Origin of the sequence: Borrelia turicatae 91E135 (genome assembly GCF_000012085.2) — a bacterium.
GTDB classification, from domain to species: Bacteria; Spirochaetota; Spirochaetia; order Borreliales; family Borreliaceae; genus Borrelia; species Borrelia turicatae.
The window spans coordinates 785,329-801,166 of sequence record NC_008710.1 but is presented as its reverse complement, the minus strand read 5'-3'; the positions used below and the strand labels follow the sequence as shown (position 1 = coordinate 801,166).

12 protein-coding genes and 2 tRNA genes are annotated in these 15,838 nt (G+C 29.4%); 7 read left to right on the top strand and 7 right to left on the bottom strand.

Features of this window, described 5'->3' with window-relative positions:
• Positions 1-18: 18 nt before the first annotated feature.
• On the bottom strand, positions 19-1,623 hold the full coding sequence (locus tag BT0_RS03815) for a hypothetical protein (protein WP_041178528.1): 1,605 nt from the start codon (positions 1,621-1,623) through the stop codon (positions 19-21).
• Between the two features lie 108 nt (positions 1,624-1,731).
• Here BT0_RS03815 and BT0_RS03810 point away from each other — a divergent pair, with 108 nt between their 5' ends.
• From BT0_RS03810 to BT0_RS03800, 3 genes are read left to right on the top strand one after another with little or no spacing between them, the layout of a single operon-like run.
• Positions 1,732-2,172 carry a septum formation initiator family protein gene (locus BT0_RS03810; protein ID WP_011772682.1) on the top strand — a complete coding sequence of 147 codons (441 nt, stop codon included), beginning with the start codon at positions 1,732-1,734 and terminating at the stop codon, positions 2,170-2,172.
• 47 nt (positions 2,173-2,219) lie between these two features.
• Positions 2,220-3,170, top strand: coding sequence for an ABC transporter permease subunit (locus tag BT0_RS03805; RefSeq protein WP_011772681.1), 951 nt, complete (start codon positions 2,220-2,222; stop codon positions 3,168-3,170).
• A complete protein-coding gene (locus tag BT0_RS03800) occupies positions 3,170-4,021 on the top strand; it encodes an ABC transporter permease subunit (RefSeq protein WP_011772680.1) in 852 nt (283 codons plus the stop codon). Before BT0_RS03805 ends, BT0_RS03800 begins: the two co-directional genes overlap by 1 nt.
• An 8-nt stretch (positions 4,022-4,029) precedes the next feature.
• Here the strand turns inward: BT0_RS03800 and BT0_RS03795 are convergent, their stop codons facing one another.
• Positions 4,030-4,665 (bottom strand): endonuclease III domain-containing protein, encoded by a 636-nt coding sequence (locus tag BT0_RS03795; RefSeq protein ID WP_041178587.1) that lies wholly within the window; start codon positions 4,663-4,665, stop codon positions 4,030-4,032.
• Positions 4,666-4,749: 84 nt separating this feature from the next.
• Between BT0_RS03795 and BT0_RS03790 the strand changes: the two genes are divergently transcribed.
• Together BT0_RS03790 and BT0_RS03785 are read left to right on the top strand one after the other, a co-directional pair.
• A tRNA-Arg gene (locus BT0_RS03790) sits at positions 4,750-4,823 on the top strand.
• A 9-nt stretch (positions 4,824-4,832) separates the two neighbouring features.
• Positions 4,833-4,905: transfer RNA gene (locus tag BT0_RS03785), tRNA-Pro, on the top strand.
• Between the two features lie 85 nt (positions 4,906-4,990).
• Here the strand turns inward: BT0_RS03785 and BT0_RS03780 are convergent.
• The 3 genes from BT0_RS03780 to BT0_RS03770 form a co-directional block, all read right to left on the bottom strand.
• On the bottom strand, positions 4,991-7,120 hold the full coding sequence (locus BT0_RS03780) for a P83/100 family protein (RefSeq protein WP_011772678.1): 2,130 nt from the start codon (positions 7,118-7,120) through the stop codon (positions 4,991-4,993).
• 130 nt (positions 7,121-7,250) lie between these two features.
• A complete protein-coding gene (locus BT0_RS03775; RefSeq protein WP_236842851.1) occupies positions 7,251-8,930 on the bottom strand; it encodes a PQQ-binding-like beta-propeller repeat protein in 1,680 nt (559 codons plus the stop codon).
• A gap of 28 nt (positions 8,931-8,958) precedes the next feature.
• Complete coding sequence (locus tag BT0_RS03770) at positions 8,959-10,590, bottom strand: ABC-F family ATP-binding cassette domain-containing protein (protein ID WP_011772676.1); 1,632 nt, start codon at positions 10,588-10,590, stop codon at positions 8,959-8,961.
• A gap of 143 nt (positions 10,591-10,733) precedes the next feature.
• Here BT0_RS03770 and groES point away from each other — a divergent pair, with 143 nt between their 5' ends.
• Both groES and mnmD read left to right on the top strand, forming a co-directional pair.
• Positions 10,734-11,006 carry a co-chaperone GroES gene (gene groES, locus BT0_RS03765; protein ID WP_041178527.1) on the top strand — a complete coding sequence of 91 codons (273 nt, stop codon included), beginning with the start codon at positions 10,734-10,736 and terminating at the stop codon, positions 11,004-11,006.
• Positions 11,007-11,221: 215 nt separating this feature from the next.
• Entirely contained in the window at positions 11,222-11,899 is a 678-nt protein-coding gene (gene mnmD, locus BT0_RS03760; RefSeq protein WP_011772674.1) for a tRNA (5-methylaminomethyl-2-thiouridine)(34)-methyltransferase MnmD, read from the top strand.
• Positions 11,900-12,032: 133 nt separating this feature from the next.
• Here mnmD and valS read toward each other — a convergent pair whose 3' ends face one another.
• Both valS and BT0_RS03750 read right to left on the bottom strand, forming a co-directional pair.
• On the bottom strand, positions 12,033-14,657 hold the full coding sequence (gene valS / locus BT0_RS03755) for a valine--tRNA ligase (RefSeq protein ID WP_011772673.1): 2,625 nt from the start codon (positions 14,655-14,657) through the stop codon (positions 12,033-12,035).
• Entirely contained in the window at positions 14,657-15,652 is a 996-nt protein-coding gene (locus tag BT0_RS03750; RefSeq protein ID WP_011772672.1) for a tRNA dihydrouridine synthase, read from the bottom strand. The genes valS and BT0_RS03750 overlap by 1 nt, the downstream gene beginning before the upstream one ends.
• Positions 15,653-15,838: the final 186 nt, after the last annotated feature.

The following is a 15,838-nucleotide window of genomic DNA, read 5'->3' as shown; positions in this document are numbered from 1 at the left end:
CTAATTAAATAAATAGCCCTACTCTCTTACTAGTAAACGCTTAATTTTTTGTAAAATCTCATATTCTTTTTTAATTTTAAAACTATTACCCTTAGGACTAGAATCAAGATCGCTTTCCAATTTACTAATAAAACTAACTAATGCAACCCGTTCTTCATCACTCAACTTAATCTTACTCAAATACTCATTGTCATTAAACTTATTTATTATAGTCTCAACATCAGAAAAACTAAAATCGGAAGCATAATTATCATCTCTGATCTCTTGCCTCTTTAAAGAATATGAATCCAATGCTTCATCCTGCTCCAACTTTTCTTCCAAATCACTTACCTCAGCATCATAAAGATTTTCTTCTTCAAAATCTTCAATACAACATTGCAAGTCTACACAATTTAAATCTGCCTTTAACACATCTTCAAAATTATCAAGCTTTTTTAAACCAGAAGAAATATTATCAATTTCTTGATTGTGTCTCACAACACCATTATCAACAACAGCCTCTCTTTTACACAAAGATGCATCATCACTCAAATTTACATCCACACTATCAATTGTATGAACAGCAATATCATTAAAATTACTTAATTCTTCATCTCCTTCCTTAAATTTTTCGCTATTTAAATCTTCTAAGCTTTTGTCTAAATATTCAATTTTATTTAAACTATCACCCAAAGAATAATCTTGATCTCTCAAATTATCTTGCTCATAAGATGAAACATTCTCTTCCCCTACACTTTCTATATTGGAAAGTTCTTCATCAAGGACAAAATTACCTAAATGAGCACTATTTTTTACCTCCAAGTCAACATTAACAGAACTTTGATCAACTATAGGTTCTCTTAAAATTTTATCATCTCCATCTAAGTTTGTCACCAAATCCTGAACCTTACTATCATCTCTATTAACAACATTAGCTAAACCAAGAGAAGAAGACTCACTCAACGAATCATTATCCTGGGATGTAGTAAAATCAATACCCACAGGCTCTATATCTTCTTTATCTTTTTTATTAGATAACGAATCAACAACATTATGAGTATTACTCTCTGCGTTCGAAGACAAAGTATGATCGATATTCACACTACTAGATTCATCTCTAAGAGCTTTGTCAAAAGAAATACCTATATCTGCATCATTATCTGATTTATTGCTACTACTAAAACTTCTTTTGTTATCCCTTGAAATTTCATTAAGCCCTTCAAGCAGAGCATCTAGCTCTTCTTGATCAAGTGAAACATTTGGTAAATTATTTTCTTTTCTTACTAATTCACCAAACTCATTATCTTTAACATTAGTCTCATTCTGAAAATTCGTAAGATTCATTGTTTTCAAATTAGAATTATCAACTTCCTCAAGAGCACTCAAACTACGCCCAAGTATTTCGTCTTCAACCCTTGAAATACGACCTTCAACTTTTTTTAAATAATCAACTAACTCACCATGTCTTTGTTTTAAAGAATAATCAAGTTTTAATAATTTTTCATCTAAAAGATCTTTAATCTCCTCAGAAGGCAGAGAAATAATTTTACCATTAACTGAGTGCTGTAAAAACGCACCATCCATATCGAAATCAACTTCTCTAGGGCCCTCCTTGATAAAAAAAGAATTTTTATGATTTGTCATATTAAAAAGTTCTTCTCCAAATCTATTCAAACAAAGATTATACAAACCTATAGTCAACGACCATATACTTGTAAATATAATATATTAAAGATATAATTACAAGGTAATATGTCTTTAACAAAAAAAATTATGCTATCTATTTATACAGGAGTAATAAGTTATTTCATGATTACACCAATCTTTGGAGAAACAGGGATTATTAATTACAACAAATTAAATAGTAATCTAATTTTAATGAAAAACCATACTGAAAAATTAAAAGAAATACAAAAAAACTTAACAACAAAGTATATTAACTTGCAAATATCTAAACCAACAATTCTAAAAGAAGCTAGTAAATTAGGATATTATCCCAAAAATTCCATAATCATAAAGAATCTTGATGAAGATGAAAATTACTATCAAGGCAATTTCTTAAATATCAAACACACATCAGAAAACAAAAACATAGGCAAAAATTTTTACTTAATATCAATAGTAATTTCACTGATATTTTACTTTTTATTAAGTTATCTAGACAAAATAAAATTCTTAAATAAAATAAGATAAAAGGAGATAGAGTTACAGCTGCATTTATTCTAAAAAATATATTATATATGTTGCTTAATGCTATTATATCAACATTTTTTTGCATATCACTGCTAAACATATTTTCGAATAATAATAATTCAAACATCCCATTTATACAAAAGAACATATTTAAAGATTATTTGGAATACATTGGAATACTTAAGAGCATCGAAAGCTATAAATTAATATACGACTTTGACCCAAATATTCCCCTAAGCAAAGATCATTTTGTTAAACATATTGTAAATAACTTATACATAGTTTATGAAACAAAGTATAAAGGAATAATATGGGGAACACCTCACAATTCCCCTCTTACAAACGGTAAATCGCCAATAAGCACAATTTTTAGCAAAATGAAAAACACATTAAAAATATCAATACCAGGTATCGTGCTGTCTTATGTTATATCCATTTTTTTTATTATCATTTGGACTTTATTTATAAAAAATAAAATTTTAAATAATATTTTAGAATATATAATGTTATTCTTGCATTCACTACCAAGAAATCTGACTGTAATATTAATCGTTTCTCTACTCTACTATCTAAAAGTAAATCCAAAAAATTTAATAATAGGTGGATTTGCATGGTTTTTTTCATTTTTCATATTTAATGCTGTCATTTTTAAACAATCCCTAGACAAAAATTTATCCGAATTTTATATAATATCTGCAAAATCAAGGGGAATAAAAATTTTTAAAATAATAACAGTCCATGCATTAATTCCCTCTTTAGTTCCATTAATTACCAATCTTAGACCTACTCTCGCAACAGCTTTCTTTGGTTCATCTTTCATTGAAATAATGTTTGGAATTGATGGAATTGGGGCTCTAACAATTAATGCAATAAAAAATAATGATTATATTGTCTACAGAGATTTGCTATTCGTTGGTGTATTTATTATGCTCATACCAAATTTAATAACAGATATTGTAACATATAATATTAATCCTTATAAGGACGTATTAGAATAATGTATAAATTCAAAAAACTATATGTTATAGCATTAGGAATCTTCATCTCATTTTTAATGATAACTCCTAAGTTAATTAATGAGGGTTCAAAATTTGCAATATACAAAAAAGATCCAAATAAAACATACATTCAGACAATAAACAAACTACCTCAAACACCAACAGCCTCACATCCTCTAGGAACGGATAAAATGGGCAGAGATATATTGGCAAGACTAATACTTGCCACTAGAAACTCTATTTTACTTGCTTTTAGTTATGCAGCAATTTCTGCAATAATTGGAATTTTTATAGGAATAATAATAGGAAACTTAAAATTTAAAACTTGTTTGATAATTTCAAAACCAATAGAAGCACTACAAACAATACCATTTTCTTACATATTAATGCTAATTTTTTACTACTTTGCAAAACAAAAAAATTATAACATATTGGAAGTTTCATTTACTTTAGCCTTAATACACGGATGGATCAAATTTTCATTCATAACAAGAAATAACACACTACTAATTAAAAACCTTGATTATGTGCATGCAAGCAAGATTATGGGTGCAAATCAATTTAGAATAATCATACATCACATATTTCCAGAAGTTTTAGCATCAATATCATCAATAATTCCCCTACAAATCTCAAAAAGTCTAACTACCTTTGAAGTAATAAATTTTTTACAACACAAAGATAAAAGCTCCTATCCAAGCCTTGGGGAACTTTTAGGATATATAGAAATGGGAAGGGAATACTTTTGGATATGGGCAAAACCCCTAATCATATTACTCATCATTAACATTATACTAACATCAATAAGTTTAAAACTTAAAAAACATATGAAATATTTTATTTCATCATAAAACTATAATCAAACAAGTCTTGGTGAAAATTTCTCTAAAAAACAATTCTTGCAAGTCTTACTACGTGAAGTACAAATATCTCTCCCATGCTTATTAATAGCCATAGAAAATTTATATTGCTTATCATAAGGTATTTTACTCTTTAAATCTAATTCAATTTTTAAAGGTGTTCTTTCAAATGTAATTCCATGTCTGATAACAACCCTACTAAAATGAGTATCTACAATTATAGCCGGCTTATCATAAACAACTCCAAGAATAACATTAGCGGTTTTCCTACCTACTCCTGGCAAAGACACAAGATCAAAAATATTATTTGGAATAATACCTTTAAAACTTTCTAAAACCATTTGTGCACAGTTTATAATATTCTTAGATTTATTTGAATAAAATCCTAATTTATAAATTAAGTTTTCAACATTTATCAAATCAGCATTCGCCAAACTCTCAAAATCCCCATATCTTTTAAAAAGCTCAGGTGCAATCTTATTGACCATATTATCAGTTGTCCTTGCACTCAAAATTACCATTATCAAAAGCTCATAACTATTTCTGAAATTTAAAAAAGGTTTAACATCTGGATATCTGGATAGAGTTTCATCTACAATTAAATCAATATCAAGCATAAAATAATTATAAAACATCCACAATTTTAACAAAATATAAAGTAATAATATTTTTATTGACAAGAGGTTTTTAACATGATATACTCAATTTTAGGCTCAAAAGCGCTAATAGCTCAACTGGACAGAGCAACAGACTTCTAATCTGTAGGTTTTAGGTTCGAGTCCTAATTGGCGCGTAACTTTTTCGGGACATGGCCTAGCGGCTAAGGCACCTGCTTTGGGAGCAGGGGATCGTGAGTTCGAATCTCACTGTCCCGACTGTTTCTATAATAATATAAAGGAAGAACAAAATTTTGTTCTTCCTTTCTCAATTACTTAAACAATGTTTAATCAAAAAAATAATTCAAGATACTCTTTTTAAAGTATTTAGATCCAAAATAATAATCTTTTTAGATGCATCTTGCAAATAAACATGCCCTGCATTAACAGTAAAACTTGTAAATGGCAAAACTTCATCCTCTGATAAAATAAACTCACTCAAATCCCTTGAAGAAAATTTTGCTAATTTCCAAACATTATTATCCTTAACAACTACCAAAATCATTTTTGAATCAACAAAAAGAGAAGAATCTCTACTTAACTCAAAGTCTGCTTCAGATTCAACTTTTAAATTTTTTGACTTATTAAGCAACTGAAGCTTTGCAATACCTGAACAAAGTTTTATAGCTACAAAATCATCTTCTCTCTCATAAATTCCATACCTTCTAATACCATACTGAAAAGTTTTCTTATCCAATTGGTCTTTATCTGAGTCAATTAACCTAAGAACTCCTAAATTCGTATTGGGATTTAAAACCTCTAAAAACACAGGTTTATGATTTTTATTTTCATTTTCAAGAGACAATTTATCCACAACTTTTTGTTGACCCAACTGATCTTTAGAATTTAAAGACTTATTGGACAAGGGATTAGATCGATTATTTGAAACACTAGAAGTACTCTTAGGAGTACCAGCAGTAGCTTGCTTAAGTTGTTTTTTCAAATCTTCAGCTGACTCCAATTTTTTATCTTTTGCCGATGAGCTTACTTCCCCGGATTTTGGCAAATTCCTATCTTTTTTAACTATATTTCTTTGTTTACCTAATTTTTTCTGTGACTTATTAAGCCCTTCTGTCTTATCCTTTAAAACATTCCTCTCGACTATCTTATCATCATTAATTTGATTCTCAATACCTGTCTTTTCAACATCATCAGTAGCCTTCTCAAGTTGCTTTTTCAACTCTTCAGCTGACTTTAATCTTTCATCTTTTTTTGATGAACTTACTTCCCCGGGTTTTGGCAAATCCTTATCTTTAACCGCCTCTCTTTCAATTATCTTATCATCAATCTGCCTCTTAATTTCTTCCTTCTCAGCATCATCAGTAACCTTATCAAATTGTTCTTTCAAATCTTCAATAGTTTCAGTTAATTGCAATTTTTCATCTACTTTTGGCGAAATTATGTCTCCAGGCTTTGGCAAATTCTTATCTTTGTTCTCCTTATCAATACTTTCTTGTATTTTATCTTTCACTATATCCCTTTGCCTATCCAATCTTTCCTGAGAACTATCTAATTTTTTCTGTGACTTATTAAGCCCTTCTGTCTTATCCTTTAAAATATTCCTCTCGACTATTTTATCATCAATTTGCTTCTTAATACCTGTCTTTTCAACATCATCAGTAGCCTTCTCAAGTTGCTCCCTTAAATTATCAATAGTCTCGGTTAATTCATCATCAATGCTTCTCAAAGTAACAGACTCAATATCAATCTTCTCCTGATCAACATCACGAATTTCATCCTGCACATCGGTTAAATCTCTTGCAAAGTCAGTACCAACTTCTTCATTTTCACTTAAAAGAGATATTACCACCTTCTCTGTAACTATTTTGTCAAGATCAACATCTGATTCAATGTTGCCTGATAAAATATTTCTCTTAAGAGGAATAAAAATATGAGTCTTCCCAGCCCATTGGCTATAAACTCTTGAGAGTCCTACATTATGCTTACTTAAATCTTTAAGGGCAGGCTGAATATAAGAATCACTATAATAGTCCAAATCACCTCGGTAAGTAGCATTATATATTGTAATAGCTTTAGCAAGTAATTCTGCACTCTCTTTACTGTAACTAAAACCTTCCATTAAATACCCTATGAGTATTTTTCTAAGATTTAAAATACTATCAAGAGAAGATCTCTCACCAATAATAAAAACATCTGAACTACTCTTTTCATCCTCACTGTCAATATACCTATTAACATAATATTTATTGTAATAATTAGATTTGTTATTGATTAAATTCCTAGCTAAAAACTCACCAATACCTATTATTTGCTGATAAGTATCTGTAGAATCATAAGGACCCCGATAATTAACAAATTCAAGATCCATATTAACAAAATCTTTCAACTTTTTCTTATCAACTTCTCTAGCATGAAAAGTAAAAACATTTAAAAAGATGAATAAAAAAATAAAAAGTACCCGTATTCTTTTCATAATAAAATTCTCCCATAGTCAATTATAAACCCTATTATTAACTAAATCAGCATAAATTAAACATCAATTCTAACACACTATAATAAGATGTATTTAACAAATGATAACATAAAACTAGCAACAAAATGAATCAAAGCGCTACAATAATTTCATTAACGCACTGATTAATTTTGTCAGAAAAATTTTGTCGCTTTATAAATTTCAAAAGAGTTAAATATTTATTTCTATACTTTTTAAGATTATCCTCTGTAGAATTCAAAATTATCTTGCGCAAGCTTAGAAGAACTGCATAAGCTATCTCTAAACTGCCCTGATAATTCAATATTACATACTGAATATAATTATACACAAGTTCATCTTGCCCATAATAATATTCAAACTTAGCAATACTTTTAACCAATTGAATTACATTGCTAATATCCTTTTCTTCAATCGCCATATTAATAAAATTCTTAACTGAAGCTGCATCATCAACATATATGAAATACCTATAAAGTCGCCCTCTTTGAGCTATTCTATCAATTCCATTTTTTGGAGCAAGCCAATTATTAATAGCTTTTTTATATAAATTCAAATATTTTTTAGGAAAACTACCATATTTAATTACCAGAGAATCTAGAGTACCTAAAAAAGTATCATAAACCCTCCTATTGTAGGGAGAATTCAACATTTCATCAAGAGCCAAATAAATATCTTCATGATCTATTAAATATTTTTCGATAAAATCTATCCTATTTTGATGATACCTATTACCTAATGTATGATTCCAAACAATAACATCAAGCTCATCTTTATATTCATAATAGTAAGCAGTCAATATCCAATTAAGCCCACCAGTAGCAATTATTCCAACATTAGCTACAAGCCCTGATATTTCCTTCATACCATCATATCTATCAACCGGGTTGAAATATTCATCAAGAGCTAAAACACCATTTGATTTCATAACAATAAAAAGATTTTTGTTATCATAAAGCACAGCTTCCTTAAGTTTTAAAGACAAATTTTTAGAAAACATAAGTTCAAAGTTTTTACTTAAATTAAAAAAAAACCCATTATCGGACACTGCAACATATTCTCCATTAAACTTTTCAAATAAAAAATTAATAGGATAGTTCAAATTAATAGAATTTAACATATCACCAAAATCACTATCATATACAACTACATCTCCAGATTGATATCCAATAATTATCTCATTATTAGTACTTATCATTAATACATTGGGAAAAGACATAAGAGAAGCACTCCATATTTTCTCTCCCTCAGGATTAAAAGCAAACATTCTATAATTTTCATTTGCAATATAAAAATTACCATTTTCAAGAACAACAGAAGAAGTCACTGCCTTTCCTTCTATATTCACCTCAAAAATTTTCTGACCATCACCAAGTCTTAAAGCAATAACTCTCTTATCAGCCTGAGGAATTAAAATATAACCGTTCCCCATTGAAGGAGCTTTTATAGGAGAAGCATCTAAACTATATCTCCATATAAGCTTTCCTCTTCTAATCTTTTGAACTTCATTACGTCCTGTAATAACATAATATCCACTACCAAAATCCTTTAAGAGGAAGGGATACGGTACTCGATCTAACCTATAAGAATATTTTTTATCTAAAGACATAGTATAAGTTATCAACCACCTATCCTTTGTTAACACCGTAATAGTATTACGTAACTCATCAAGAATAGGACTTCCTAAAATCTGCCCTGTTAAAGCTTTCTGGAAATAAAGGTTAACATTTGCTGCAAGGGAAAAACAAGCACCTAAAAATATAAAAATACAAATATTTAACTTCAAAACCATAAACATCCTGTAATGGTTAAACATATAACTAAAGTTTCAAGCTGGCATGTCCTTCATAAAACTTATCCCTTAACTCCTTAACTTTAGGATCATCAATATACTCTGAAAAAGTCATAAAACGATCAATTATACCATTAGGCGTAAATTCAATAATCCTATTAGCAACGGTATCAATAAATTGATGGTCATGAGACGTAAATAATACAACTCCTTTAAAATCTCGAAGACCGGTATTTAAAGATGTAATTGCTTCAAGATCTAAATGATTGGTCGGTTGATCTAATAACAATACATTAGCTCCACTAAGCATTATCTTTGAAAGCATACACCTTACCTTTTCACCCCCTGAAAGGATATTAACTTTTTTTAAAGCCTCATCTTGACTAAAAAGCATTCGTCCCAAAAATCCTCTAATATAAGTTTCATCCTGATCCTTTGAATACTTCCTTAGCCAATCCACCAAACTTAAATCCACACTAAAATATTTTTCATTATCCTTCTTAAAGTACGCAAAATTAACAGTAGCACCCCATTCATAATGCCCCTTATAATCTCTATCTTCATTGGTAATTACATCAAAAAGAAAACTTGCTGAGATTGGACTGCCTAAAAAAACAATCTTTTGCCCAGGTTCTACAACAATGCTAAACTTGTTTAAAATATATTGTCCTTCAAATTCCTTAGTCAGATTTTTAATTGTAATAACATTTTTTCCAAGCTCTCTCTCACTCTTAAAGTTAACATAAGGAAATTTCCTTGAAGATGGTTTTAGATCTTCAACTTTAATCTTATCAATTAACTTCTTTCTTGAAGTTGCTTGTCTAGATTTTGATGCATTACTTGAAAACCTTTGAATAAAGGTCTTAAGTTCTGCTATTTTCTCTTCAGATCTTTTCTTAGCATCTTTTAGTTGCTTATTAAGAATTTGACTGGTTTCATACCAAAAATCATAGTTACCAAAATAAACTTGAACTTTTCCATAATCAATATCAACAATATGAGTACAAACTTGATTTAAAAAGTGCCTATCATGTGACACAACAATAACTGTATTTTCAAAATTAATCAAAAATTCTTCTAGCCACTTAATCGATTGAATATCAAGATTATTAGTAGGTTCATCAAGAAGTAATATATCAGGCTCTCCAAACAGAGCTTGCGCTAAGAGTACCCTTACTTTCAAAGCCCCCTCAATATCTCTCATTAAACTAGAATGAACCGACTCATCTATGCCTAGCCCTTTAAGAAGTACCGCAGCATTAGACTCAGCCTCATAACCTCCAAGTTCGGCAAATTCAGCTTCAAGTTCTCCAGCCCTAATTCCATCTTCATCGCTAAAGTCAGGCTTTTCATAAATTTCATCTTTTTCTCTTTGAACAGCATAAAGCTTCTTGTGACCCATGATCACAGTATCAATAACCCTAAAATCATCATAAGCAAACTGATTTTGCTCAAGCACAGCCATTCTTTGATTTTTTGCAATTGACACTTCACCTTTGCTAGGTTCAATCGTTCCACCTAAAACTTTCAAAAACGTACTCTTACCCGCACCATTAGCTCCAATGATCCCATAACAATTTCCAGAAGAAAACTTAATATTAACATCTTTAAATAAAATTCTCTCTCCAAATGCAACTTCTAAATTACTTACTGTTATCAAAGTATTTTTCCACCTAAATTTGACATTTTATTAAAAGAATTATCTTTAAAATTAGATGAAGTTTCAAGTATTATCTAAATATATTGACTTAATACCTCAATTTTTCGTATATTTATATTATCAAATTAAGGAGATGTTTGAAAATGAAAAATATTAAACCTTTAGCTGATAGAGTTTTAATAAAAATAAAAGAAGCCGAAAGTAAAACAATTTCAGGACTATATATACCAGAAAATGCAAAAGAAAAAACAAACATTGGAACAGTTATAGCTATTGGCTCTAACAAGGAAGACATTACTGTTAAAGTCGGAGATACAGTGCTTTATGAAAAGTATGCTGGAGCTGCTGTCAAGATTGAAGACAAGGAACACTTAATTCTAAAAGCAAAAGAGATAATAGCTATTATAGAAGAATAAAAGAACAGAGAAACTAAACTTAAGTTTTAGTTTCTCTTAAAAAAGGCAAAACCTTAAAATGAACGGTTTACATCCTATTATCCTAGTCAAACAAATCACATTCAGGTTGATATATGACAATAACAATGTTACTTTTAAAAGTAGTAACTTTTTTTAAAGTGAATTTTTATAAATGAGTAAATCACAGAGCGGTTTACTCATTTGTTATTTTACTCATGAATAAATTAATATTTAAAGATAAAACTATATATTCAAGTAAATTTGAAGATATTTATTATAATCCACAATACGGACTTGAAGAGAGTATTTATGTATTCATCAAAGGCTGTGAACTAGATATAGACTTAGCAGCACTACAAAGTGCAACAATTGCAGAATTAGGATTTGGAACTGGTCTTAATTTCATAGCACTTTTAAAATATTTAAAAGAAAATAACCTAAAAACAAAAATTAATTATTACTCAATTGAAAAATTTCCACTGAAAAAGGAACAAATCAAAAAAGTATCACAATCTTTTAGCAAAGATATAAGTTATTTTAAGACATTGCTTAAAAAATATCCTAACACCCCAACAAAGAACATAAAGTACAAAATAACAAACAATATTAATTTAAAAATCTTAGTTGGAGAAGCTAGGGAAAAGCTTAAAGAACTACCAAAATACATAGACTACTGGTTTTTAGATGGGTTTAGTCCAAGCAAAAATCCCAAAATGTGGAATAAGGAAATATTCACCATAATTGCAAAAAAGAGCAAAATTGGAGCAAAACTTTCAACATTTTCTGCAGCAAGAATTGTAAAAGATGGACTAAAACTCGCTAATTTTAATTACTCTAGAATAAAAGGATTTAACAATAAAAAACATATGATAAAAGCACAAAAGAAACAATAAGAAGGCAAAATGTAAATTTTAAAAACACATTTTATAATTATAAACAAAAACTGTTTCAATAAACTAAATACTAAAAATACTGACCGTAAACGCAACGTAATTACAAGTAACATCACAATTCAAAAAGTCATCATTATTTTTTTAAATTATGAATATAATTGTTAATTTTTGCAATGAAAGAATCAAATTCTTCTAATTTTGACTTCTCAAGATCAATAATCTCCCCAGGAGCATTTGACAAGAAGTCTTGATTTTGAAGCTTTGCCAAAACTAAATGCTTAAGTCTCTCATATTTCTCTAGTTGTTTACCAAGCTTTACAAGCTCTTTATCAATATCTATTAGACTCTTAATATCTGCAAAACTCTCAAAATTAACATTAGGAACCCCTATCATACCAACATAATTTTCATTGTAAAAGATACAATCAAAGTTAATCAGTTTCTTTGCAATATGCTCATGCTCCTTAAAATATCTCTCGTATTTAAAAGTATCACCAAATCGCAAAGCAACATTAATCTTAATATTAGGAACTATACTAAATTCACTCCTAAGAGTTCTAATTGACACAATAAATTCTTTCAATAAATTAAACCGATAATACTCTTCCTTAAAATCTCTTTGACTAACATACTCAGGATACTTTTCTAAAGCTAATACATCTTGCAAAGACGTAAGCTTAGAATAAATCTCTTCGGTAATAAAAGGTATAAAGGGATGCATAATGAGTAAAGATTCTTTCAAGAAAAATATCAGTTTAGAAATAGTCATATTTTGAAGATTAATATCATCACTATTTAAATTAATTTTACTAATTTCAATGTACCAATCACAAAAATCATTCCAAAAAAATTCATATACTGCTTTAGTAGCCTCATTATACTTATAATTTTTAAAAGCCCAATCTATAACGGCAACAGTTGAATTTAAACTCGTAAGTAACCATTTATCGATATCATCTAACTCAAAATTGTCTAATATTAGCCTACCTTCTAAATTTGATAAAATAAATTTAGACGCATTAAATACTTTATTTAAAAACTTAGCTCCAAACATAAAATCTTTAGTGTCAATATTCAAATCCTGACCTTGCACAGATAAAAATGCAAGAGTAAAACGTAAAGCATCACTTCCATACTGATCGATAATTTCAAGAGGATCTATGCCATTCCCTAAAGATTTTGACATTTTTCTACCCTTTTTATCTCTTAAAAGGGGTGTTATATATATATCTTTAAAAGGAACTTGTCCTGTAAACTCAAGTCCTGCCATTACCATTCTTGCTACCCAGAAAAATATTATGTCATAAGCGGTAACCAAAGTATTTGTAGGATAATAATTTTTAAAATCAAGAGTAACTTTTGGCCAGCCAAGAGAAGAAAATGGCCATAACCAAGAAGAAAACCAAGTATCAAGTACATCTGGATCTCTAAAGAAACTTCTGCCCTTATTCTCTTCACTTAGAGAAGGATCAAATTCACTAACAATAATCTCTCCTGTTTTAACATCATACCAGGCAGGAATTCTGTGTCCCCAAACCAACTGTCTAGATATACACCAATCTCTAATATTTAATAACCAATGTTTATATGTATTTTCCCATTTTTTAGGATAAAATCTAATCTCATCGTTTATTAAAGCTTGTAAAGCAGCATCAGCTAATGGTTTCATTCTCACGAACCATTGATTTGATAAATAAGGCTCAATGATCTCTCCAGATCTATGACAATGCCCAACCTGATGTTTATGATTCTTAACATCTATTAAAAATCCTCTGTCTCTTAAATCTCTTTCTATCTTGTCTCTTGCAACACTAACACTTAAACCTTGATACTCAATTGGAACACTTTCATTAAGTTTTGCATCCTTAGTTAAAATATTTATCTTAGCAAGATCATGCCTTTTTGCAATTTCAAAGTCATTAGGATCATGGGCAGGTGTTATCTTTAAAGCACCACTACCAAATTCCATATCAACATAACTATCTGCTATTATTTTAACCTTTCTATTTGCAATAGGAATTGTAACGTCTCTACCAATCAAAGATTTATACCGATCATCGTTAGGATTAACAGCAACAGCCATATCTCCAAACATTGTTTCAGGTCGAGTGGTTGCAACTTCAATAAAATTACCATCATCTAATAAATACTTAATAAAATAAATCTTCCCAATAACCTCTCTGTACTCAACTTCTTCATCACTAACAACACTTCCAGACCCAGGATCAAGGTTGACAAGATATTCTCCCTTATAAATAAATCCCTTATTATATAAATCAATAAAAGCCTTATTAACAGCCTGACAAAGCCCAGCATCAAGAGTAAATCTCTCTCTGGAATGATCATAGGAAGCCCCGAGCCTTTTTATTTGATTAACAATTATTTCTCTATGTTTATCCTTTAATTTAAAAATTTCTTCAACAAATTCTTCACGACTAAAATCATCCTTACTTTTTCCAAGCTCTCCAAGCTGTTTTTCAAAAACCGCTTGAGTTGCAATTCCAGCATGATCTGTCCCAAAAAGCCAAAGAGTATTAGCTCCCTGCATTCTCTTGTAACGAACAAGAATATCTTGCAAAGTAAAATTAAGGGCATGTCCCATATGAAGAATGCCTGTAACATTTGGCGGCGGTGCTACTATACTAAATTTAGGCTCAATCCCATCATTAGGAATAAATACCCCATTATCTAGCCATTTCTTATAAATTCTATCTTCAAAAACCTTAGGATTATAATTTTTTGAAAGCTCATCACTCATTACTTAAGATTATCTCCTATAATATCCATTCGACTTAGATTTTTAAAAAGCTCCTCATAATTACTTGAATTCATAATATTATGAAAATACTCGCTACATCTTTCATCTTCATTAAAATAAATTTTAAAGTACTTCTTAAGTTTATTAAAATCCTTAGTAAGACTCCAAGTAGAATGAAAATCTGTTATATGCAATTTTAATATATTTAATCTAAAATTTAAATTATTACTCAAAAAGTTAGGCAAACCTTTTCTAAATAAGTTTAAATTTCTAAAAATTCCACGACCAAACATTACTCCATCAATAGAATGTTTCTCTACAATCTGATGAGCTTGCTCTAAACTCAAAATATCTCCATTACCAATAATTAATGCAGAAGGATTGATTTGATCCCTCAGATTAACAAGTTTATCAAACACAGAAATATCTATAGACCCTTCACTTTGATTAATAGCAAGCCTGGGATGCACGGTCAACATATCAATACCTAACTTAAGTAAAAACCCCAACCAATCTTCAACCTCAGAATAGAAAAAACCATGTCTTGTTTTAACACTAAGAGACAATCCAAATTTTAAACACGCCTCTTTACTTGCCATAATTATTTCACGAGCCAAGGATTTATTATTAATCAAAGCAGAACAAACTCCCTTTTTAACTATTTTCTTCTTAGGACAGCCCATATTAAGATCAATGCCCCAAAATCCCAAATTACTTAAGATTTCTATTGCTTTAAAAAATTCATCAGGCTCATTGCCCCAAATTTGAGCAATCAAAGGTCTATTCAGTTCATCATTTTTTGTCAAAATATGTTGCATTGACTGCTTTGATTTATTTAAAAGCCCTTTTACAGAAATAAATTCGGTAAAATAAATATCAGGACCATCCTTTCCATTGCCTATCAAATGAATCAAATTTCTAAAAACAGTATCTGTAACATCTTCCATTGGAGCCAAAATCATAATTGGACGACTCATATTGCTTAAAAAATTCATAAAATAAATATATAATAAGACAACACCATGGTAAAGAAGTGCACAAAATGAATTTTAAAGAAACTAATATACCTTGCAAAAGAATAAAAAAATTCTCAATATCAACTTCAGATGGATTTAAGAATATATTAAAAATTAACAAAGGCATAATAATTCTTTTCTATATCAATTTTCACTATTACAAAA

Bases quoted from the DNA above. Each gene is read 5' to 3' on its own strand.
- BT0_RS03815 (WP_041178528.1), bottom strand. From the start codon at position 1,623: ATGACAAATCATAAAAATTCTTTTTTTATCAAGGAGGGCCCTAGAGAA.
- BT0_RS03810 (WP_011772682.1), top strand. From the start codon at position 1,732: ATGTCTTTAACAAAAAAAATTATGCTATCTATTTATACAGGAGTAATA.
- BT0_RS03805 (WP_011772681.1), top strand. From the start codon at position 2,220: ATGTTGCTTAATGCTATTATATCAACATTTTTTTGCATATCACTGCTA.
- BT0_RS03800 (WP_011772680.1), top strand. From the start codon at position 3,170: ATGTATAAATTCAAAAAACTATATGTTATAGCATTAGGAATCTTCATC.
- BT0_RS03795 (WP_041178587.1), bottom strand. From the start codon at position 4,665: ATGTTTTATAATTATTTTATGCTTGATATTGATTTAATTGTAGATGAA.
- BT0_RS03780 (WP_011772678.1), bottom strand. From the start codon at position 7,120: ATGAAAAGAATACGGGTACTTTTTATTTTTTTATTCATCTTTTTAAAT.
- BT0_RS03775 (WP_236842851.1), bottom strand. From the start codon at position 8,930: ATGGTTTTGAAGTTAAATATTTGTATTTTTATATTTTTAGGTGCTTGT.
- groES (WP_041178527.1), top strand. From the start codon at position 10,734: ATGAAAAATATTAAACCTTTAGCTGATAGAGTTTTAATAAAAATAAAA.
- mnmD (WP_011772674.1), top strand. From the start codon at position 11,222: ATGAATAAATTAATATTTAAAGATAAAACTATATATTCAAGTAAATTT.
- valS (WP_011772673.1), bottom strand. From the start codon at position 14,657: ATGAGTGATGAGCTTTCAAAAAATTATAATCCTAAGGTTTTTGAAGAT.
- BT0_RS03750 (WP_011772672.1), bottom strand. From the start codon at position 15,652: ATGAATTTTTTAAGCAATATGAGTCGTCCAATTATGATTTTGGCTCCA.